Origin of the sequence: Streptomyces sp. NPDC085524 (assembly GCF_044541755.1) — a bacterium.
GTDB lineage: Bacteria > Actinomycetota > Actinomycetes > Streptomycetales > Streptomycetaceae > Streptomyces.
In genome coordinates this window covers 1-20,956 of the sequence record NZ_JBITTH010000012.1, presented here as the reverse complement: position 1 = coordinate 20,956, position 20,956 = coordinate 1, and the positions used below count along the sequence as shown (strand labels likewise).

Annotated in this window: 16 protein-coding genes and 2 pseudogenes; 14 read left to right on the top strand and 4 right to left on the bottom strand. The window is 72.2% G+C overall.

The features are described from left to right. Positions 1 to 47 precede the first annotated feature (47 nt). The gene (locus ACIGFK_RS19820; protein WP_376660591.1) at positions 48 to 2,195 is read right to left on the bottom strand and encodes an alpha-galactosidase; all 2,148 of its coding nucleotides are present in this window, start codon (positions 2,193 to 2,195) and stop codon (positions 48 to 50) included. A 133-nt stretch (positions 2,196 to 2,328) separates the two neighbouring features. Between ACIGFK_RS19820 and ACIGFK_RS19815 the strand changes: the two genes are divergently transcribed. The 11 genes from ACIGFK_RS19815 (at position 2,329) to ACIGFK_RS19765 (ending at position 16,207) form a co-directional block, all read left to right on the top strand. Beyond that, a complete protein-coding gene (locus ACIGFK_RS19815) occupies positions 2,329 to 3,519 on the top strand; it encodes an ROK family protein (RefSeq protein ID WP_376660590.1) in 1,191 nt (396 codons plus the stop codon). 138 nt (positions 3,520 to 3,657) lie between these two features. Next, positions 3,658 to 4,941 (top strand): ABC transporter substrate-binding protein, encoded by a 1,284-nt coding sequence (locus ACIGFK_RS19810; protein WP_400052903.1) that lies wholly within the window; start codon positions 3,658 to 3,660, stop codon positions 4,939 to 4,941. Between the two features lie 5 nt (positions 4,942 to 4,946). Beyond that, positions 4,947 to 5,981: a carbohydrate ABC transporter permease gene (locus tag ACIGFK_RS19805; protein WP_400052902.1), complete on the top strand. Its 1,035-nt coding sequence runs from the start codon at positions 4,947 to 4,949 to the stop codon at positions 5,979 to 5,981. 7 nt (positions 5,982 to 5,988) lie between these two features. Next, on the top strand, positions 5,989 to 6,834 hold the full coding sequence (locus tag ACIGFK_RS19800) for a carbohydrate ABC transporter permease (RefSeq protein WP_376660587.1): 846 nt from the start codon (positions 5,989 to 5,991) through the stop codon (positions 6,832 to 6,834). 99 nt (positions 6,835 to 6,933) lie between these two features. Beyond that, on the top strand, positions 6,934 to 8,892 hold the full coding sequence (locus ACIGFK_RS19795; RefSeq protein WP_400052899.1) for a glycoside hydrolase family 5 protein: 1,959 nt from the start codon (positions 6,934 to 6,936) through the stop codon (positions 8,890 to 8,892). A gap of 43 nt (positions 8,893 to 8,935) precedes the next feature. Next, positions 8,936 to 10,687, top strand: coding sequence for a beta-galactosidase family protein (locus tag ACIGFK_RS19790; RefSeq protein WP_400052897.1), 1,752 nt, complete (start codon positions 8,936 to 8,938; stop codon positions 10,685 to 10,687). Positions 10,688 to 10,725: 38 nt separating this feature from the next. Further along, a complete protein-coding gene (locus tag ACIGFK_RS19785) occupies positions 10,726 to 11,385 on the top strand; it encodes an HAD family hydrolase (RefSeq protein ID WP_400052896.1) in 660 nt (219 codons plus the stop codon). A 181-nt stretch (positions 11,386 to 11,566) separates the two neighbouring features. Beyond that, complete coding sequence (locus ACIGFK_RS19780) at positions 11,567 to 12,736, top strand: agmatine/peptidylarginine deiminase (protein ID WP_376661889.1); 1,170 nt, start codon at positions 11,567 to 11,569, stop codon at positions 12,734 to 12,736. 109 nt (positions 12,737 to 12,845) lie between these two features. Then, positions 12,846 to 13,991 (top strand): agmatine/peptidylarginine deiminase, encoded by a 1,146-nt coding sequence (locus ACIGFK_RS19775; RefSeq protein WP_400052894.1) that lies wholly within the window; start codon positions 12,846 to 12,848, stop codon positions 13,989 to 13,991. Positions 13,992 to 14,153: 162 nt separating this feature from the next. Next, positions 14,154 to 15,347 carry a 7TM domain-containing protein gene (locus tag ACIGFK_RS19770; RefSeq protein ID WP_400052892.1) on the top strand — a complete coding sequence of 398 codons (1,194 nt, stop codon included), beginning with the start codon at positions 14,154 to 14,156 and terminating at the stop codon, positions 15,345 to 15,347. Then, positions 15,344 to 16,207, top strand: a complete 864-nt coding sequence (locus ACIGFK_RS19765; RefSeq protein ID WP_400052890.1) for a sugar-transfer associated ATP-grasp domain-containing protein — start codon at positions 15,344 to 15,346, stop codon at positions 16,205 to 16,207. The genes ACIGFK_RS19770 and ACIGFK_RS19765 overlap by 4 nt, the downstream gene beginning before the upstream one ends. Before the next feature lie 242 nt (positions 16,208 to 16,449). Here ACIGFK_RS19765 and ACIGFK_RS19760 read toward each other — a convergent pair whose 3' ends face one another. The 3 genes from ACIGFK_RS19760 to ACIGFK_RS19750 all read right to left on the bottom strand — a co-directional run bounded on the left by ACIGFK_RS19760 (position 16,450) and on the right by ACIGFK_RS19750 (position 19,345). Next, positions 16,450 to 17,169, bottom strand: a complete 720-nt coding sequence (locus ACIGFK_RS19760) for a response regulator (protein WP_376661894.1) — start codon at positions 17,167 to 17,169, stop codon at positions 16,450 to 16,452. Between the two features lie 8 nt (positions 17,170 to 17,177). Then, complete coding sequence (locus tag ACIGFK_RS19755) at positions 17,178 to 18,626, bottom strand: sensor histidine kinase (RefSeq protein ID WP_400052889.1); 1,449 nt, start codon at positions 18,624 to 18,626, stop codon at positions 17,178 to 17,180. A gap of 239 nt (positions 18,627 to 18,865) precedes the next feature. After that, positions 18,866 to 19,345, bottom strand: coding sequence for a ricin-type beta-trefoil lectin domain protein (locus ACIGFK_RS19750; protein ID WP_386473871.1), 480 nt, complete (start codon positions 19,343 to 19,345; stop codon positions 18,866 to 18,868). A 169-nt stretch (positions 19,346 to 19,514) separates the two neighbouring features. Here ACIGFK_RS19750 and ACIGFK_RS19745 point away from each other — a divergent pair. The 3 genes and pseudogenes from ACIGFK_RS19745 to ACIGFK_RS19735 form a co-directional block, all read left to right on the top strand. Beyond that, positions 19,515 to 20,006, top strand: a pseudogene (locus tag ACIGFK_RS19745) (response regulator); the annotation flags it as partial. Positions 20,007 to 20,232: 226 nt separating this feature from the next. Beyond that, positions 20,233 to 20,529, top strand: coding sequence for a hypothetical protein (locus ACIGFK_RS19740; protein ID WP_400053069.1), 297 nt, complete (start codon positions 20,233 to 20,235; stop codon positions 20,527 to 20,529). A 43-nt stretch (positions 20,530 to 20,572) separates the two neighbouring features. Then, positions 20,573 to 20,710: pseudogene (locus ACIGFK_RS19735) on the top strand (serine hydrolase); the annotation flags it as partial. Between the last annotated feature and the right edge of the window lie 246 nt (positions 20,711 to 20,956).

The window sequence follows — 20,956 nt, the reverse complement described above, 5'->3', positions numbered from 1 at the left end:
CGGTCCAGAGGTGTCGTGGGCGGGCGGGGGAGGGGAGTGGGTGACGCTCAGGGGGCGACGCGGCGGAGCCGGATCAGGCTGCTGGCGTGGTCGCCGGCAGGCAGCCGCGGATCGATGCCGTGGCGGACCAGCACGGCGCCGCTGTGCACGTGCCCCAGGTCCTCGTCGAGGTAGTGCGCCCCGGGGTCGAGGGCGGGCAGCCGTACCGGGGCGGGCGGATGCCCGAAGCGGTTCGTGGGGCGCCATACGAGGACCACGTGCCCGGAGTCGTCGGGCGCCGCGTAGTGGACGGCGGTCACCGGGCCCGGGGCCGGGGCGACGCGGTACTGGTGTCCGCGCTGGACGAGCGGGCGGATGCTCTTGTACCGGTCCACGAGCTCGGCGGCCTCGGCGAGTTCCTCCTCGCTCCACGAGGTGAGGTCCCCGCCGAGCCCCAGCGCCCCGGCCATGGCGACGTGGAAGCGGAACCGCAGCGGAGTGGCCCGGCCGGTGACGCCGTTGGGGCTGTCGGTGACCCACGCGGCCATGGCCTGGGCCGGGAAGAGCTGACCGAACCCGTGCTGGATGCCGATCCGGTCCACCGGGTCGGTGTTGTCCGAGGTCCAGGCCTGGTCGGTACGGGCGAGCATGGCGAGGTCGACGCGTCCGCCGCCGCCCGCGCACGCCTCGATCCGCAGGCCGGGGTGGGCTGCGCGGAGCCGGTCCATGATCCGGTGGACGGCCCGGGTGTGGTCGATCCACAGGCGGTCGGGGTCGGGATGGCCGTCCCAGCCGGCCTCGGTGAAGGCCCGGTTGGCGTCCCACTTGAGCCAGTCGACGTCGTGGTCGCGCACGAGCGCGTCGAGCGTCCGCTGGGCCCACGCCTCGACCTCGGGCCGCCCGAAGTTCAGCACCAGCTGGTTGCGGAGTTCGGTCGCGTCGAGCCGGGGGGAGTGGACGACCCACTCCGGGTGGGCGCGGTACAACTCGCTGTCGCGGTTGACCATTTCGGGTTCCACCCACAGTCCGAAGGCCATGCCGAGCCGGTGCACCTCGTCGGCGAGGGGACGCAGTCCGCGCGGGAAGGCCTCGGGCCGGGGAGTCCAGTCTCCCAGCCCGGAACGGTCGTCGCGGCGGGTGCCGAACCAGCCGTCGTCCAGGACGAAGAGCTCCGCGCCGGCGCGGGCGGCCAGCCGGGCCAGCCGCATCTGGCCGGCTTCGTCGACGTCGAACCCGGTGGCCTCCCACGAGTTGTAGAGGACGGGCCGGTCCCGGTCGGGTTCCGGCAGCACGTGCGTGCGTACGTGGTGGTGCCAGGCGCGGCTGGCCGCGCCGAATCCGTGCGGGGTGTAGAGGCCCGCGTACACCGGCGTACGGAGGCTCTGGCCCGGCTGCAGGGTCCAGCCGATCCCCTCGTGCCCGAAGCCGCCGGTCCAGGTGGTGCGGCCGACCGGATCGCGGTGGACCGTGACCCGCCAGCTCCCGCTCCAGGCGAGCGCGGTGCTCCACACCTCGCCCTGCTCCTCGGTCGCGGTGCCGTCGTCGACCGCCAGCCAGGGGGCGGCGTGGTGGCCGGTGAGTCCCCGACGGCTCGTCAGCACGGTTTCGGCGACGGGCAGCCGGTCGCGCTGGAGCTGGAACTCGCTGTTCCAGCCGCCGGTCAGATGGCTGAGCCGGTAGTCGGGCAGCGGGGGAGCGGTCCAGGCGGCCGAATCCAGGCGGTCGACGGTGACGGGCCCGACGCCGACGGGGTCGTCCGCGCTCCCGGTGTGGGTCAGTTCCGTCCAGCGCTCGATGACGTCGGTGCCGGGCCGTACCCGGTAGCACAGTTCGGTGCACAGGGGCCGGTGGCGGTCTTCGAGGCGCAGCCGCAGTTCGCCCCCGTCGATGCGGTGGCCGGCGAAGCGCCACTGGGCGCCGCGGGTGCCGTCGGAGAAGCGGACCTGGAGGCCGGCCGGTCCGAAGCGCGCCCCGGTCTGCGGTGCGAGTTCGTCGGCGGCGGCATCGGCCTCGAAGCTGCTCGCGGCGGGGGAGGCCGCGTCGGGCAGTGCGGACAGCAGGCCGGTGTCGAGCGGTGCACCCCAGTACACGTGCCGGGGACTGCCGTCGGGGGCGAGGCGGAGGGCGTACACGCTGTTCGGCGTGCGCAGGACCGCGAGGCCGAGGCCGGGCCCGGGGCCGGGGTCGAAGGTGACGAGCGGGAGCGTGGCGAGCACGGATGGATCCCCTGACGTGACGTGCGGAGAGGAACAGGGTCGTATCCAGGCGGAGTTGGGCCCTGAGCGTAGGGCCGCCCCAACTCCCGAATCAATACTGGAAGAAGTTATTTATTTGCTCTACGTTTCACCCGTGTTCCGACATCAAGTCCAGCCATTGGTCAGTGCACCCGCCGAGACCGCGGTCCTCGCCCTGCTCCTCGCGGAGGGCCCGCTCAGCAGAGTGGAACTGGCCCGGCGCACCGGGCTCTCCTCGACGGCCGTCACCAAGGCGGCCAGGCCGCTCATCGACGACGGCTACCTGTACGAACTCCCGCCGGAGCGCACCGCTCCCGGTGCCGGCCGGCCGGTGAACCCGCTCGCGGTCGATCCCGACCGGGAGTACTTCATCGGCCTGAAGATCAGCGCCGATCAGGTCTTCGGCGCCGTCTGCGATCTGCGGGCCGGCATCCGGACCACCGCCGTCAGGTACCTCGACCTGTGCACGCCGGAGGTGGTCGCCGCGCTCGTCGCCGAGCTGGTGGACGAACTCCTGGACTCCGAACCGGCGTTCCGGGACCGGACCCGCCACCTCGGCGTCGCCGTCAACGGGGACGTGGACCGCGAGGCCGGCAGGCTCCGCCACTCCGGCCTGCTCGGCTGGCGCGACGTGCCGCTCGCGGACCTGCTCGCCGCCGCCACCGGCCTCGCGGTCACCGTCGAGAACGACGTCAGGGCCCTGACCGTCGCCGAGCACTGGTTCGGCGAAGGCATCGGCACCGGGTACTTCGCGCTGGTCACCATCGGCGCGGGCATCGGCTCCGCGCTCGTCGTCAACGGGCACCTGCTCCGGGGGGCCTACGGTGTCGCGGGCGAGGTCGGGCACCTCTGCGTCGACCCGGCCGGCCCGCTCTGCCGCTGCGGCGCGCGGGGCTGCGTCGAGGCGATCGCCTCCACCGGCGCGATCGCCGAAGCGGTCCGCCGGTCCACCGCGAACCCGCTCCTCAGCTTCGGCGAGGCCGTCGACATGGCCCGCGAGGGCCTGCCCGCGGCCCGCGAGGCCTTCGCCAGGGCCGGAGAGGCCATCGGGGTCGGCATCGCCGCACTGGTCAACCTCGTCGGCCCGGAGCGGGTCGTCGTCAGCGGCGAAGGACTCGACACCTACGACCTGTTCGGCAGCCAGATCCAGGACACCTACGCCGCACACGCCTTCGGCGCCGCGTCCCGGTGCCCCCTGTCGCTGCGTCCGCTGCCCTGGGAGGAGTGGGCCCGCGGGGGAGCCGCCGTGGCCATCCAGGCCCTCTTCCCGCAGCCGGCCGCAGCCTCCACCCACGGCGCCGGCTGACCGGCGCGGCACACCGCCGCACCCGCAGCCGCCGCGTACGACTCCCTGACCGCCGCCCTCCTCTGCCGGCAAGCACTGACGAAGGCGCCGACCAGGGACCACATCCGCCCCGCACCCCCTCACAGAAGGAAATGCGACATGAGCGCACGCAGACCCGAGCTTAGCCGACGCGGATTCCTCACCGGATCGCTTCTCGTGGCCGCCGGAACCGTCCTGACGACCGCCTGCAGCACCGACCCCACCGCAGGCTCCTCCTCCGGGGCGAAGACCACCCTCAACGTCTGGTACCACGCCTACGGCGAAGCCGGCACCCAGCAGGCGGTGCTCCGCTACGCCACCGCCTTCACCAAGGCCAACCCGGACATAGCCGTGAAGGTGACCTGGGTTCCCGGCGACTACGCGAGCAAGCTCAACGCCACCCTGCTCACCGACTCGGCCCCCGACGTCTTCGAGATCGGGGACTTCAGCGAGAGCCTCGCCCGCCGCGGCCAGATCGCCGCGCTCGACGACGTCTACGGCAGCGCCAGGAGCGACTTCAACACCAACGCCGTGGACACGGTCACCGTCGACGGCAAGCTCTACGGCGTCAAGATGATCGACGACGTCATGATGCTCTACTACCGCAAGAGCACCCTGTCGAAGGCAGGGATCACCCCGCCCACCACCTTCGACGAACTGGTCTCCGCCGCGAAGGCCCTGACCACCGACAAGACCAAGGGCCTGTTCGTCGGCAACGACGGCCTCGGCGACTCCCCGAGCCTCGCCGCCTTCTCCAACGGCAGCGACCTCGTGACCCCCGACGGCAAGGTGGCGTTCGGATCGGCCCAGGCACTCGAAGCGCTGACCGGGCTGAAGCGCCTGCACGACGACAAGTCGCTGCTCCTCGGGTTCACCACGGACTGGTGGGATCCCGCCGCCTTCACCCAGGGCGTCGTACCGATGCAGTGGGGCGGCCTGTGGTCGATGCCCGCTGTCGTCTCCGCGCTCGGCGACGACTTCGGTGTGCTGCCGTGGCCCGCCTTCAAGGCCGGCGCCGCCCCCGTCGTACGCGTCGGCGGCTGGACCAGCTGCGTCAACGCCAAGGGCGCGAACGTGGCCGCGGCCAAGAAGTTCGTCCAGTGGCTGTGGGTCGAGCAGTCCGACCTCCAGAAGGACTTCGCCGAGAGCTACGGGTTCCACGTGCCGCCCCGCACGTCCGTGGCGGCCTCCGCCCAGAAGCTCTCCGCGGGCACGGCCAAGGACACCGTGGAGCTGGCCGCGAAGTACGGCAAGCACTACCCCGGAACCTGGGACACCGCCGTGAGCAGCACCTTCAACGCCGCCGCGGCGAAGATCACCGGCGGGCAGGGAGACCCGTCCGCGCTGCTGGCCGACGCCGTGAAGAAGGCCCAGAGCGAGATCGACAAGCAGCTCGGCCGGTGAAACCGATGAATGCGGTGAATCCGGCGGCCGACGTCACACCGGGACCCGAGCGAGCCGGGAGCCCCGCGGTCATCCCGCGGGGCTCCGCCCGGACCGGCGCCGTCCGCACGCGGGCCGGCGGGGCCCGTGCGGGCCGGTCCCGCGCGGGATGGCCGGGCCGGCTCGCCTTCGCGGTGCTGACCGCGCCCGTGCTGATCGGGCTCGGCATCTTCAAGTACGTCGCGATCGGCTGGAGTTTCCTGCTCAGCCTCAGCGACGCGCGGGGCACCATCGGCCTCGGCCACTGGGTCGGACTCGACAACTACCGGACCCTGCTGTCCGACCCGGCGTTCCGCGATTCGCTGCTCAAGATCCTGCTGTTCACCGCGTTCATCGTGCCGGTCACCTTCGCCGCCTCCCTCGGACTCGCCCTGCTGGTCCACCGGATCCGGCGCGGCCGGGCCCTGCTGCGCACCACCTTCCTCATACCGGCGGCCGTGTCGTACGTCGCCGCTTCGCTGCTCTGGAAGATGTGCCTGTTCAACGGCCTGCCGGCGGGCGTCGCCAACATGATCGGCGGATGGTTCGGAGCGGAGCCCGTCGCCTGGCTGCAGGGCGGCTCGCCATCGCTGTACTGGATCGTCCTCGTGAGCCTGCGCCTCTGGCTCCAGGTCGGCTTCTACATGGTGCTCTTCCTCGCCGGGCTCCAGGCCATCCCCAAGGAGGTCCACGAAGCCGCCGCGCTCGACGGGGCCACCGGGCGGCGGCTCCTGACCAGGATCACCCTGCCGATGCTGCGCAACACCTCCGTGGCCGTGCTCATGCTGCTCTTCATCGCCGCCTTCCAGGCGTTCGACGAGTTCTACAACCTGTTCAACAGCGGCCTGTCGGGAACCGGCACCGCCCCGGTGCAGACACCGCTGGTCCACCTCTACAACACCGCGATGGGCAGCCAGAACTACGGTCTCGGCTCGGCGGGAGCCTTCGTGCTGACCGCCCTCATCGTCGGAGTGACCCTGATCCAGGGCCGGTTCACCGGATTCGGCAGGAGCGGAGAATGAGAAGCGCGTGATCACCCTGCCCGGACTCTCCCGAACCGCCCGCCTGCTGGCCCGCGGTCTGCTCGTCGGCCTGCTGACCACGGCCTTCCTGACGCCCTTCTACCTGATGCTCCGCAACGCCCTCATGGACTCCCGGAGCCTGACGGCCCCGGAGTGGACGTGGTGGCCCTCGACGATGCACTTCGAGAACTTCACCGCCCTGTTCGCGGACCCCGCCGTCTCCATGGGCCGCGCGCTCGGCAACTCGCTGCTGATCGCCGCCGTGACCGCGCCGGTCTCCACCCTCCTGGCCTCCGCCGCGGGCTACGCCCTCGCCCGGATCCCGGTGCGGGGGCGCGGGGTGCTGCTCGCCCTGGTGGTGGCCACGCTGATGATCCCGGGCTCGGTCACCTTCGTACCGACCTTCGTCGTCGTCGGCTCCATGGGGGGCGTCAACACCCTCTGGGGCATCATCGCGCCCGGCCTCTTCAATCCCTTCGCCGTCCTGCTCTTCCGCAACTTCTACCTCCAGTTCCCGGCCGAGATCGAAGAGGCGGGGCGGCTCGACGGCCTCGGGTGGCTCGGCCTGTACGGCCGGATCGCCCTGCCGAGCTCCGGCGCGATGCTGGCGTCCCTCGGCGCGCTGTCCTTCATCGACAGCTGGAACTCCTTCCTGTGGCCGCTGGTCATCGGCCAGGACCCGTCCGCCTGGACCGCGCAGATCGCGCTGTCCACCTTCCTCACCTCACAGACCATCAACCTGCCCGGTCTCTTCGCCGGCGCCGTCGTCACCGTCGCGCCCCTGGTCGTCATGTTCCTCGTCGCCCAGCGCTACATCGTCGAGGGCATCGCCACCAGCGGCCTCAAGGGCTGACCCGGACCGGGCCGGCCGCCCCCCGATCTCCCCGGACGTCCCGTCCGGGGCCCGCACCACCCCGCTCCCTCACCCCACTCCATCCGGAGGGAAACCCTCATGAGATCCGCAAGATCACCGAGGTCCGTCACACGAGGCCTGCGCGCAGTGCTCGCCACCACGGCGCTGTTCGCGGCCGCCGTGGCCGTTCCCGGAGCGGGCGCCGTCGCCGCCCCGGCGGCGGCCGCCGCGTCCGCTCCCGTCGCCCTGACCGGCGAAGAGCTCGCCGCCTCGTGGACCGGCCCGCTCTCCACCCGCGGCCGGTACGTCGTCGACGCCGGCGGAAACCGCTTCAAGCTGAAGTCCGGCAACTGGGCCGGTGCCCAGGGCACCTGGCAGGGCAGCGGGGACGTCGGCGACGTGGCCAACCACCAGGCGCGGCAGAACTCGCACAACCTCCCGCTCGGCCTGGACCGCAAGCCGATGGCCGAGATCCTGGCCGACTTCCACGCCATGGGCCTCAACAGCATCCGGCTGCCGTTCGCCAACGCGCTGCTCCACGACACGAGCATCGTCCCGGACTCGGCCGTCGCCGCCAACCCCCAGCTCAAGGGCCGCACCCCGCTCCAGGTGTTCGACGCCGTCGTCGGGGCCCTGACCGCGGACGGCTTCGCCGTCATCCTCAACAACCACACCACCACCTACCGCTTCTGCTGCGGCCTGGACGGCAACGAGCGCTGGAACAGCGGCCAGTCGACGCAGCAGTGGATCGACGACTGGGTGTTCCTGGTCAAGCGCTACCAGGCCGACAAGCGGGTCGTCGGCGCCGACCTGCGCAACGAGGTCCGACGCGACACCTGGAACGACCCCAACTGGGGCTGGGGCAACGACCACGACCTGAACAAGGCCCTGGAAGAAGCCGGAAACAAGATCCTCCAGGCCGATCCCGACATGCTGGTCGTCATGGAGGGCATCAACTGGCAGGGCATCCCGACCGACGTGACCAGCCACGGCCGCCCGACGCTGACCCCGGTCGCCACCCTCTCCAACACCCTCATCCGCTCGGACAAGCTCGTCTACGCGGCCCATTTCTACGGCTACACCGGCCCGAACCACACCGGCGCCACGGGTACGGGCGAGACCCACGACCCGCGCTACGAGGAGTTCACCCCCCAGCAGCTCGCCCAGGTCGTCGACGACCAGGCGCTGTTCGTCACCCGGTCCGGGCAGCACTTCACCGCGCCCGTGTGGATCAGCGAGTTCGGCGCAGCCGGCCGCGGGGACGTCGACGCCCCGGAACGGGCCTGGTTCACCAACTTCACCGACATCATGGTGCGGGGCGACACCGACTTCGCGATCTGGCCGCTGGTCGGCTGGAGCGACGCGAACGGCACGCCGAACGACAACTGGGCCATGGTCAACTACCGGGCGGACGGCACGCGGCTCGGCGTCATGGACGCCGGCGACTGGCGCGCCAACGACTGGAACAAGCTCGTGGGCGCCCCCGGCAAGACCGGCCAGGTCGCCCCGACCCCGCGCTGGAACATGCTCAACCTCGACTACGGCGACTACGACGTCTCCGCCACCATGCTGGCGAAGCCGGACTGGTCGCCCGGCAACCGCAAGGCCAACTGCCCCGACACCCAGCGCGTCGTCGGCCTCGGCCGCAGCGACAGCCGCGGCCTGTGCACCGACATCAACCAGCCGGCGAAGGGCAGCGGCGCCTGGACCGTCGTCACCGACGAGCGGTACGTCACCGGAGGCGACTGGGCCGGCGGCTACAACAAGCTCCAGTGCCCGAACGGGACCTTCGCCGTCGGCTACAGCGTGAACGGCAACGCCATGTCCGCGCTGCTCTGCGCCCCCGCAGCGACCGCCCTGCCCACCTCCGGCCGCGTGCTCTGGTTCGACCACGGCGACAACCGGCCCGCCACCGGAGGCTCGAACGCCAGCGACTGGGCACCCGGCTACTACAAGGGCCAGTGCGCAGACAACGAGTACCTCGCCGGCGTCGCCTTCACCTGGAAGTGGCTGCACTACGGCGTCCCGGACGCCCTGCTCTGCCGCCCGCTCGCCTGATCCCCTCATCCCGCACCCGCACGCACAGCTAGGAGCACCCGGCATGCCCCGACTGGAGATCGCCGAGGACGGATTCCGCCTCGACGACCGACCGTTCCGCATCCTCTCGGGCGGACTGCACTACTTCCGCGTCCACCCGCAGCAGTGGGCCGATCGGCTCCGCAAGGCACGCCTGCTGGGACTCAACACGGTCGAGACCTACGTCCCCTGGAACCTCCACGCCCCCCGGCCCGGGGAGTTCCGGCTGGACGGAGGTCTCGACCTGCCCCGCTTCCTCGATCTCGCCGCGGCCGAGGGCCTGCACGTCCTGCTGCGGCCCGGCCCGTACATCTGCGCCGAATGGGAGGGCGGCGGCCTGCCCTCGTGGCTGCTCGCCGAGGACGGCATCGAGCTGCGCAGCCGCGACCCCCGGTTCCTCGCCGCCGTCGACGCCTACCTCGCCGCCCTCCTCCCGCCGCTGAAGCCGTACCTGTCCTCCGTCGGCGGGCCGGTCATCGCGGTCCAACTGGAGAACGAGTACGGCGCGTTCGGCGACGACAGCGGCTACCTGGCCGACCTCGCCGGCCTGCTGCACGCCCATGGAGTGGACGTCCCGCTGTTCACCTGCGACCAGCCCGGCGACCTCGCCCGCGGCGGCCTGGACGGTGTGCTGCGCACCGTGAACTTCGGGAGCCGGGTCGAGGCGGGCCTCGAGGCACTGCGCCGCAACCAGCCGACCGGGCCCCTGATGTGCTCGGAGTTCTGGATCGGCTGGTTCGACCGCTGGGGCGCCGCCCACACCACCCGCGACGCCGCCGACGCAGCCGCGGACCTGGACCGGTTGCTCGCCGCCGGAGCCTCCGTCAACATCTACATGCTGCACGGCGGCACCAACTTCGGCTTCACCAACGGCGCCAACGACAAAGGCACCTACCGCCCCACCATCACCTCGTACGACTACGACGCACTGCTCGACGAGGCCGGCGACCCCACCCCCAAGTACGAGGCCTTCCGCGAGGTCATCGCCCGCCACGCCCCGGCTCCCGCCGAGGTCCCTCCCGCTGCCGTGCGGGCACCCAAGCTCGCCCCGGCCACCGTCGAACTCGACGCCTGTGCCGTCCTGTTCGAGCAGGATCACCTCTTCGGCGAGGCCGTCCCCGCCGACCGTCCGCTGGCCATGGAACAGCTCGGCCAGTCCTTCGGCTTCGTGCTGTACGAGTCGGCCCTGCCGGCCGCCGGGCCGGCCGTGCTGCGGATCGGCGAGGTCCGCGACCGCGCCCAGGTCTTCGTCGACGGGCAGCCCGTCGGCGTACTGGAGCGGGAGCACCACGAGCACGCCCTCGCCTTCACCACCCCCCGGCCCGGGGCACGGCTGGCGGTCCTGGTGGAGAACCAGGGCCGGGTGAACTACGGCCCCGGCATCCACGACCGCAAGGGCCTGCTCGGCCCGGTCACCGTCAACGGGCAGCAGCTCGGCGACTGGAGCAGCCGCCCGCTGCCGCTGGAGCGCCTCGAGGGCATCGCCTTCGGCCCCGCCGTGCCCCTGGTCGGCCCGGCCTTCCACCGCGGCTCCTTCGAGGTCGACCGGCCCGCCGACGCGTACCTCGCCCTGGACGGCTGGACCAAGGGCCACGCCTGGGTCAACGGCTTCGCGCTCGGCCGCTACTGGTCCCGGGGCCCGCAGGCGACCCTGTACGTGCCCGCGCCGGTGCTCCGCGCCGGCCGCAACGAGATCACCGTCCTCGAACTCCACGCCGCCGCGGTCCGCACCGTCGAACTGCGCGACCGGCCCGACCCGGGGATCGCCCAGGACTGAGCGCCGGCCACCACCACCCCCACCTTCCGGGAGCCTCCTTGAACACCGAACTCCAGGCCGTCCTCTTCGACATGGACGGGACGCTCGTCGACACCGAGCGCCTGTGGCGGCGGGCGGTCGAGGAGGAGGCCCTCGGGCTGGGACTGGCCCTCGCGGACGAGGACCTCCCCTTCGTCCTCGGCCGCGCGATCGCCGACACCGCCGCCCACCTGGCCTCCCGGGCGGGCGGCCGCGCCGAGCCCGGGAGGCTCGGCGCGGCCCTCGAGCGCCGCTTCACCGCACTCGTGCGCGGGCAGGTCGTCCCCCTGCCCGGCGCCCTGGAACTCCTCGCCGCGCTGCACACCGCGGGCGTGCCCACGGCGCTGGTTTCGGCCTCGCCGCGGCCGGTCGTGGACACCGTCCTCGGCGCGCTCGGGCCGCACGGGTTCACCCTCTCCGTCGCGGAGGGCGAGACCCCCCGCACGAAGCCGTACCCCGACCCCTACCGGGCCGCCCTGGCCGCGCTCGGCGCGACCCCGGCCGCCTGCGTGGCCGTCGAGGACACCCCGACGGGCGTCGCCTCCGCGGAGGCGGCCGGCTGCACGGTCCTGGCCGTACCCTCCCTCGCCGCCATCACCCCGGGGCCGCGGCGGACGGTCGTGCGCAGCCTCCTGGAGGTGGACCCGGCCCTGCTGCGACGGCTCGCGGCCGGAGTCTGAGGACGGCGATCGGCGGACTTCCCGGCAGGCGGGCACACGGGGGTCACTGCCGTCGACGGGTTTGACTGAATTTTCAGTCAGTGCGAAGGTGAGGCCAGGGCGGCAGCCCTGGCCGGCCGGTGCCCCCGTGCCCGCGATGGCGGCGCCGGCCCGCCGATGGTCGACTTGATCTGGAGATGCCATGACGCAACACCGCGACGAGCGCTCGCTCGCCGACCACCTGCTCGGGTTCCTGCCCTCCCGCCGGAGCCTGCTGGGGGCGGCCGGCCTCGGCGCGGCCGGCCTCGCCCTCGGCTCCGGGGCGCTGGCGGGGTCCTCCGCCTCGGCGGCACCGCGACCGGGCGGCGCCCGCCCCTGGGTGCCTGCCGACGACGTCCCGCACGCCAGGACCTGGATGTCCTGGCCGTCCCGCAAGTCGGTGTGGGGGCGGCAGCTCGCCGGCGTACAGGAGGACATCGCGCTGATCGCGCGCACCATCGCCGAGTTCGAGCCCGTGGTGATGTGCGTGCCCGACGACTACAGCGCCCGCGAGGCCCGCAGCATGTGCGGCCCGCAGGTCGAGGTGACCACCGCGATCCCCACCGACGACCTGTGGATGCGCGACATCGCCCCGGTCTTCCGCCGTGACGGGTACGGCGCCCTGGACGCGGTCTGCCTCAACTTCAACGGCTGGGGCAACAAGCAGGTCCACACCGACGACGCGCGCGTCGCCGAGCGGGTCGCCCGTCGCCGGAGCCTGCGGCTCACCTACGCCGACCTGGTCGGCGAGGGCGGGGCCGTCGAGACGGACGGCGACGGCACGGTGATGGCGACCGAGAGCAGCCTCGTCAACAAGAACCGCAACCGGGGCATGAGCCGCGCCGAGATCGAGGACGCCGTCCTCGACGCCTACGGTGCCGACAAGATGATCTGGCTGCCCGGTATCAAGGGCAAGGACATCACCGACGACCACGTCGACGTCACCTCGCGGTTCGTCCGCCCCGGCGTGGTGATGGTCCAGCTGCCGCCCGCGGACCGGAACGACGTGTGGGCGCGGGACGCCCGCGAGCAGTTCTCGATCCTCTCCGCGGCGACCGACGCGCGCGGCCGCAAGCTCCAGGTGATCCGGGTGGACGGCCCAGACACCGTCCGCTCGAAGAGCTCGGCCTTCGTCGACTCGTACCTGAACTTCGTCCTCGTCAACGGCGGTGTGATCACCGCGCAGTTCGGCGACCGGGCCAAGGACGAGGCCGCCCGGCGGACCCTCGCGGCGGCCTTCCCCGGCCGCGAGGTCGTCCAGCTCGACGTCGACCGCCTGATGGGCGGCGGCGGTGGCATCCACTGCTCGACCATGCACGAGCCGATGCCCTGACCCTCGTCCCGACGGACGCCGTCGGCGCTCCGCCGCGCCGGCCCGACCGGGTGTGCGGCCCGGTCGGCCCCCTCCCTCACCCCTCTCCCCTCATCCCCCGGAGGACCCCTTGTCGAATGCCGCCCTGTCACGCCGCGCCATGATGCGCACCCTCGCGGGCGCGAGCGTGCTCGCCCTCGGCCTGACCGCCTGTACCGAACTCGACGAACCGGAGCAGGACGGCGCCCAGGCCCCCGGACCCGGCGGGGCGAACGGCCGCCGGTTCGGCGCCGAGTGGGAGAAGCACACCCGTACGTTCATGTCCTGGCCCGCGTCGGAGGACGTCTGGGGCGATCAGCTGGACGACGTGCGGGGGGACATCGCCGGACTCGCCGCCGCCATCGGCGCGCGCGAGCCGGTCGTGCTCATGGCCCGGCCCGACCAGGAAGAGGCGGCCCAGCAGGCCTGCGGCAACGACGTCGAGGTCATCCCGCTCGCGGTCGACGACCTGTGGGCCCGGGACACGGCGCCCGTCTTCGTCGAGGAGGGTGGCAAGGTCAAGGGCGTCGACTTCAACTTCAGCGGATGGGGCAACAAGCAGGAGCACGCCAACGACGCCAAGGTCTCCCGGGCGCTGCTGGCGAAGTACGGCCTCGACCGGATCGATACGCCGATCGTCGCCGAGGGCGGCTCCTTCGAAACCGACGGCCTCGGCACCCTGGTGCTCACCGAGAGCTCCGTGGTCAACGCCAACCGCAACCCCGGCATGAGCCGTGACCAGGTCGAACAGGAGCTGAAGAAGGCCCTCGGCGTGACCAGGGTGATCTGGCTGGCGGGCGTGAAGGGCAAGGACATCACCGACGCGCACGTCGACTGCCTGATGCGCTTCGTCGCACCCGGCGTCGTCCTGCTGGACAAGGCCTACCCGGGCACCCCGGCCGACGTGTGGTCGCGCTCGGCGGACCAGGCGAAGTCCGTCCTCAAGGACGCCACGGACGCCCGCGGCAAGAAGATCGAGGTCATCGAACTGTCCCAGCCCGACCCCGACCGGATCACCGGACGCGGCGACGCCTTCGTCTCCTCGTACATGAACTTCTACATCGGCGCCAAGGGCGTGTACCTGCCCCGGTTCGGCGACGCCCGGGCCGACGACCGCGCCCAGAAGATCATGAAGGAGCACTTCCCCGACCGCGAGATCGTGCCCGTGAAGATCGACGCGATCGCCTCCGGCGGCGGCGGCATCCACTGCGCCACCCACGACCAGCCCGCGATCTGACCGAACCCCCTTCCCCGGCCGCAGCCCGGTCCCACGTCGAACGACGCGGGGCCGGGCTGCGGCCATCGGCGTACCCGGCCGCCGGCAACTGTGCACTTTCGTTGCCCCACCCGGGCCGATCGCCACTACTGCGTACCGTGTCCGCCCGCCAAAGCTGGTGCCGTGAACGACCTTCATACGAACGAAGCGAAGCCCGCCACCGCGGACCGCACGCCGCGCGGCGAACACCGGGGCGGGCGCGGGAAGACACCGGTGCTCCTCAAGGTGCTGGCAGCCGTCGCCGGGCTGGGCGTACTCCTGCTCGGCGTCCTCGGCTCGCCCGACCGCTCCCTCGGGCGCTCGCCCGAGGTGATCGGGGAACGGGAGACGGTGCGGGTCAGCGGACCGAACGGCAAGACGCTCGAAGTACTCGCCATGGTCGACACCGGCGCCTCGGCCTCCTCGATGGACACCCGGCTGGCCAAGGACCTCGGCTTCGACCTCAAGACGGCCCCCAAGGTCACCGTCGCCTCCGCGCTCGGCCGCGAACAGCGGCCCGTCGTCGACTCCACCGTCCGCCTCGCCGGCCGGTCGTTCGTCGCCAAGACCACCGTCAACAACCGCTCGAAGCGGGAGACCCCGGTCCTGCTCGGCCGACTGGACGTCCAGGGGCTCCAAGTCGCCGTCGGGAAGCGGCTGCTGACCCGGCCCGACGCCCCCAAGGCCCCGTCCGCCCTGCGCATCCTGTTCGCCAAGGCCCCGGCGATCGACCCCGTCTCCATGATGGCCCTGCTGCCCCTGGCGGCGCTCGTGATCGTCCTCCTGCGGGTGGTCGTCGGCCTGAACACGCTGGGCACCTTCAGCCCCGTCCTGCTGGCACTGGCCTACGCCCAGTCGGGGCTGCTCCTCGGAGTACCTCTGACCCTGGTGCTGTTCGCACTCGGATTCGCCATGCAGCCGCTGCTGCGCCGTCTGCACCTGCCCCGCGTCGCCCGGCTCGGCGTACTCATCGGCGTGGTCACCACCGGCCTGATCGCGGCCCAGCTCTCCCTCGGCAGCTTCGGTCTGTCCGACTCCTGGGGCATGGCCCTGCCCGTCGTCGTCACGGCGATCATCACCGAACGGCTGTGGGAGCAGTGGGACCTCGACGGCGTCCGGTCCGCCGCCGTCGGAGCCGCACTGACCATGGGCACGGCCGTCCTGGTGGCACTACTGCTCCTGACCCCGTACGTACGCCACCTCGCGGAGGCCGTGCCGCTGCAACTGGCGATCGCCTGCGCGGTGTGGGCGGTGCTCGTCGGCACCTATCGCGGGCTGCGGCTGAGCGAGCTGTTCCGGTTCGCCCCCGCAGCCAAGGCGCAGGGCGGTGCCGCGTGATCCGGCTCCGCGGCTGGGACCCGGTCCTCGGCATGAACCTGCGCAACGCCCGGATCGCCGAACAGAACCCCTCGGCCGCGATCCGCCTGGTCAACGACAAGTACGCCACCAAGCAGGCCCTGGCCGCCGTCGGCGCGCCGACCTCCCCCACCGTGGCCCTGCTGCGCTCCCGCCGGGAGATCTCCTCACTCGACTGGTCCGGCCTCCCCGACTGCTGGGCGCTGAAACCGAACCAGAGCCTCGGCGGGAACGGCATCCTGCTGTCGTTCGGCCGACGCCGCAACACCTGGTACTCCTCCTCCGGCAAGCGGATCGCCCGGGAGACCGTCGCCGACCACCTGCGGCGCATCCTGGACGGGGAGTTCTCCCCACGGCCGACCGACTGGGCGATGTTCGAGCCGCTGATCCGGGCCCACCCGGAACTCGAGCGGCTTTCGCACCAGGGCCTGCCGGACATCCGGGTGATCTGCCGCGGCGACCGGCCGCAGCTGGCGATGCTGCGGCTGCCCACCCGGTTCAGCGGAGGCCGGGCCAACCTGCACCAGAAGGCCATCGGCGCCGCCGTCGACCTGGCCACCGGCCGCATCACCCACGCCCTCGTCGGCAAGGAGCCCACCGACCACCATCCCGACAGCGGAGCGCCCCTGATCGGCGCGAGCGTCCCGCACTGGCCCGAGGTACTGGACGCGGCCCGCCGCTGCGCGCAGGCCACCGGCCTGCGCTACCTCGGCGCCGACATCGTCGTGGACGCCTGCCGCGGCCCGCTGATCCTCGAGGTCAACGCCCGCCCCGGGCTCCAGATCCAGAACGTCACCGGACACGGTCTGGCGACCGCGCCCGACCAGCACGGGAGGTACTGATGCGAGGGCTCGCCCTGGCTTCCAAGATCGTTGTAGCCGGACTCGCCGGCGCGTTCCTCACGATGAGCGCCGTCCGTGCCGAGCCGCCCCGCCCGGCGTCCGACCTCGACGCCCACCGGGAGGCACCGGCCGACGGGCCGTCCGAGGCGCCGTCCCTGCCGCCGTCCGTGCCGCCTTCGGTGCAGCCGTCCGCGTCTCCGTCGGCACGGTCCTCCGCGTCGCCGGCCGTGCCCCCGCCACCCTCACCCGGCGCCTCCAAGCGGCCCTGACGCGGGCCGGTCCCGCCCACCGGCCACCGGGGAGGGCCGGCGGTCGGGGCGGAGCCGGGCGTCGCGGGCCAGGAGGGCGGCCTGGACCCGGTTGGCGCAGCTCAGCTTGGTCAGCATCCGGCTCACGTACGCCTTGATCGTGCCCTCGCCGAGATGCAGCCGCCGCCCTATCTCCGCGTTCGAGGCGCCCGTACCGACCATGGCGAGCACTTCCCGCTCCCGGCCGGTGAGCGCCGCGATCCGGTCGATCCGCGGGTCCGCCGGCTCCTCGTCCGACTCGAGGTAGCGCTCGATGAGGTGCCGGGTGATCCGCGGAGACACCATGGGAGTGCCGCCCGCGACCGTGCGCACCGCCTGGATGAGCTCCTGCGGGGTGCTGTCCTTCAGCATGAACCCCATGGCGCCCGCCCGCAGCGCCCGTGCCACGTACTCGTCCTCCCCGAAGGTGGTCAGCATGACCACCCGGACCGACGGGGCGCGGGCGGCGATGAGTTCGGCCGCGTCGAGTCCGTCGGAGCCCGGCATCTGGATGTCGAGCATCGCGACGTCCACCCGGTGCTTGACGGCGAGCGCCGCCGCCTCGTGGCCGGAGGCGGCCTCCGCCACCACCTCGATGTCCTCGGCGTGCCCCAGGACCAGCCTGATCCCGGCACGCACCAGGTCCTGGTCGTCGGCAAGGAGAACACGGATCACGGCAGGCCTCACGGTGTGGGGAAGGAGATCGGGCGGAGGGGGCCGGCGGGCTCGCGGCGGGCATCGTCCTCGACGGAGACCCCCGGCCGTTCGACGTCCTGCGGGCCGTCATCCGCCGGGAAGGGGACGAAGGAGAGCGTGACGAACTGCAGGGCGACCGCGCCCACCACCCCCAGCGCCATGACCGCGCCGGTCACGGCCCGGCTCAGCCACGTCCGGGCGCCGGCCAGTGCGCCGAGGCCCGCCGCCGGGTCGGACGCCGTACGCGGGGCGGCCGGGCCGGAGCGCAACGGGATGCGGGCGTCGACGCAGAACCCGCCCTCGCCCGTGCGGGCCGCCCGCAGCGATCCGCCGAGCAGGCGCACCCGCTCGTGCAGACCGGCGAGCCCGAGCCCGCTGCCCGGCGCGGGCCGTACGGGCAGGCCCGCGGGCCCGGGCCCGCTGCGGACGTCGACGCGCACCTCGCCGGTGTCGCAGTGGACGGTCACCGCCACCGGAGCCCCGGCGGCGTGCTTGTGGACGTTGGTGAGGGCCTCGCGGACCACCCGGTGGACCGCGCGCCGGGCGGTCGGGGCGGCGTCGACCAGGTCCCGGCCGGTCCACCGCAGGTCCACCGGGATGCCGGCGGCGGCGGACTCGCCGACCAGGGCGGTGACATCCGCGTGGGTACCCGTCGCAGCGGTCAGCGGATCCGGCGCGCCCGGCGCGGCGTCGCCGGCCCGGAGCACGCCCAGCACGCCCCGCAGTTCGTCCATCGCCTCCCGCACGGTGCGGTGCACCAGCACGGCGGTCCGATGGATCTCCGGACCACCCGCCCGGCCCGCCAGTTCCAGCCAGCCGGAGTGCAGCGCCGCCAGACTGAGCCGATGGCCGAGGAGGTCGTGCATCTCGCCGGCGATCCGCGCCCGCTCGCACGCCCGGGCCTGCTCCTCGGCCGAGCGCTGCGCCCGCTCCAGGACGGCGTTGCGCTCCCACAGCGCGGCCAGCAGCCGCTCGCGCTGCCCGGCGAGCGCACCCACCAGGCCCGGCAGCGCACCGCACACGATCCCGGTGACGAGGACGATCACGGCCTCGTACTCGCGGACCGGCGCGGTGGCGCCCGCCGTGATCGCCGCGGTGACCGCCAGCGGCCCCGCCACGCTCACGGTCAGCAACGCGGCCCGGCGGCGCAGCTCCGACCAGCGGAAACCCGCCGCATAGGCGACGGCGACCAGCGCCCCGCCGGTCAGCGGCTCGACGGCGACCAGCGTCGCGGCGGTCGCCAGTGCGGCCGAGGGCCACCGCCGGCGGACCAGTACCGCCACCGCCGCGCAGCCGGCGGCCGCGTAGTAGGCCACGGGGCCGATCAGCCCGCTGACGCCCCAGCTGTCGGTCCACTCGAAGAGGACCAGCACCGCCGCGGTCACGGCGGCGATCAGCAGCACGTCGCCCGGCAGCCGGAGCTGAGCGGCAGGCACCGGCCGAGGCTGCTCGGCGGACCGCGCGCCGGGGCGTTCGGGGGACATGGGGCGGCTCTTTCGGCGGCGGGGGAGGACGGATGACGGCCGGCGGACTGTCCGTATCCTCTCGTTGACTGAAGATTCAGTCAATACGTCGGGTCGGGTGAGGGGTACGGGGGTACGTGGGGCAGGGCTCCGCGTGTCCCCGACCGGGTCGGACCGGGCCGGGCGCCCGGCCCGGTCCGACCGCCAGCCGATCAGGTGCCGACCGCCGCCAGGCTGATCTGGTCGTTGAAGACCACCCACTTCTGCCCCTTGTCCGAGGCGTCGCACGGCTTCGTGCCGACGTTCGGGGTGTTCCACTCGTTGGCGAGGCAGTAGGCCGGGGCGAAGTTCAGGGCGATCTGCTGACCTACGACGTTCCAGTACTGCCCCTGGTCGGTCGGGTTGCAGGGCTTGGTGGTGACGCTCTGGGTGCCCCAGGCGTTGGCCAGGCAGTAGTTGCGGTCGTTGGTGAGGGCGATCTGGTGGCCCGAGACGGTCCAGTGCTGGCCCCGGTCGGCGGGGTCGCAGGGCTTCGTGGAGATGTCGGCGGTTCCCCAGGCGTTGGCCAGGCAGTACCGGCCGGGCACGGCGGCCCGGGCGGTGCTCGCCGCTCCCGCCTCACCGGCCGGAAGAAGTGAGGCCGTCAGGGCCAGAGCGGAGAGGGCGAAGGTCTTGCGGAAGGCGATTCCCATGGTGCGGATTCCGTTCTCGATGCAGGTCGAGGCACAGCGTGCACGACCGAAATGAGGGGGAGTTATTGGGCGCGGATCCGGGCGCAGGGAAATTGATATCAGCGATCACCGGTCAACCGAAATCGTCGTCCCTCCGTTCACCTGAAGCGCGCAGTGCCCGGATCATCCGATGATCAACGGGTACCTCTCCCACCTGGCCCGAACCCCAAGCGAAGCGCCTCTGTGCCAACCGGCACGCCATCTCTCGTTGACGCCACGGAGCCCGTCGTTTTCATCCTGCGGAAACGTTCCTAATTTTCGGTTCTCCGCATTTCTGCGCGGGCGCATGGGCGATATCGAGCCGTTTATTCGGGGAATGAACGGTTCGGCGGTCCGGGGCCTGGCCGAAAAGTCCCCGGCATCATCGGCGCGTCAAGAAGGGCCGGGCCGTCGTCAGAGGGTCGTCAACGCAGTGCGCCGGTCTCCGGTGGGGATTGCAGGCTGGGCGCTGGACGGGTCCACGGCCCTGGACGCCCTGGCGGCCCGCCGCCCGGACGCGGTCCTCCTCGATCTCGGGCTGCTCGACATGGACGGGATCGAGGTGATCAGGCGGCTGCGGGCGTGGTCGCAGGTCCCCGTCCTGGTGGTCTCCGCCCGGCACGGCTCTGCGGAGAAGACCGAAGCCACGCCGCACGCCGACCAAGGAATCGCCCGACGCGGACGAAGACCAACTACCCGCGCGCGTACATGGCCCACCTCCGGCGGAAGCTGGAAGCCGGCCCGTCGCATCCACTGCGACCCGCACTTCCGACTCGCGAACCAACAACCGGAATTTTCGGCCGTGTGTACTAGGATCCGCCGCGAGCGTCACTCGATCGACTTTTGCTCATCAATCCACAGGAGGACCGATGATTGGCGTGCTCGTGACTTTCGCGAAGACGGAGGAGTTCGATCGTTCGGCTCTCGCGAAGATCGCCGGCGAACTCCGGGGGCCGTTCGAAGGTATGGCCGGCCTTCGCTTCAAGAGCTTCATGTTCGACGAAGACAGCGGTCAGGCAAGGAACTTCTACGTGTGGGATGACGAGGAGAAAGCCCGCTCCTTCTTCACGGAGGAGATCGTCGACAAGGTGACGGGGATTTACGGCGTCCCGCCCAAAGTCGAATACCTCGACATTGTGGGATTCGTAGACAACGCAGGCGCCTGATCCTCCGGGGACGGTCCTCGAACCTGCCTGCTGCAAGCCGGACGCGCCCGTCGGCCAGTTCGGCTGGGACGGCGGAACCGGCACGACCACGTACGCCGACCCGCACAACGGGCTCGTCGGCATCCTGCTCACCCGGACCGGGATGTCCAGACCGGATTCGGCACGGGTCATCAACGACTTCTCCTCACCCGGCGTACGGTTCCACCTCCGGAGGGTGCGCGTCCACTGCGCCGCCGGAAGGAATGGCGTTAAGAGCGCGTCAGGATTCCGTCAGGCAGGGATATAGGCGTATTGGCTGTGTTCCCGCTGCGTACGCTGGCCCAGCCGTCGACTCCGATGGCCGAATCCCGTGCCGTACGACAGGAGCGCCCGACGATGGCCACCCCTGCCCGCTCTTCGCGCCTGCGCGCGTGGATGCTGGAAGGCC

What these genes read in the sequence shown, in the direction of transcription:
- ACIGFK_RS19780 (WP_376661889.1), top strand. Translation starts at nt 11,567, where the DNA reads ATGACGCAACACCGCGACGAGCGCTCGCTCGCCGACCACCTGCTCGGG.
- ACIGFK_RS19805 (WP_400052902.1), top strand. Translation starts at nt 4,947, where the DNA reads ATGAATGCGGTGAATCCGGCGGCCGACGTCACACCGGGACCCGAGCGA.
- ACIGFK_RS19795 (WP_400052899.1), top strand. Translation starts at nt 6,934, where the DNA reads ATGAGATCCGCAAGATCACCGAGGTCCGTCACACGAGGCCTGCGCGCA.
- ACIGFK_RS19810 (WP_400052903.1), top strand. Translation starts at nt 3,658, where the DNA reads ATGAGCGCACGCAGACCCGAGCTTAGCCGACGCGGATTCCTCACCGGA.
- ACIGFK_RS19750 (WP_386473871.1), bottom strand. Translation starts at nt 19,345, where the DNA reads ATGGGAATCGCCTTCCGCAAGACCTTCGCCCTCTCCGCTCTGGCCCTG.
- ACIGFK_RS19790 (WP_400052897.1), top strand. Translation starts at nt 8,936, where the DNA reads ATGCCCCGACTGGAGATCGCCGAGGACGGATTCCGCCTCGACGACCGA.
- ACIGFK_RS19740 (WP_400053069.1), top strand. Translation starts at nt 20,233, where the DNA reads ATGATTGGCGTGCTCGTGACTTTCGCGAAGACGGAGGAGTTCGATCGT.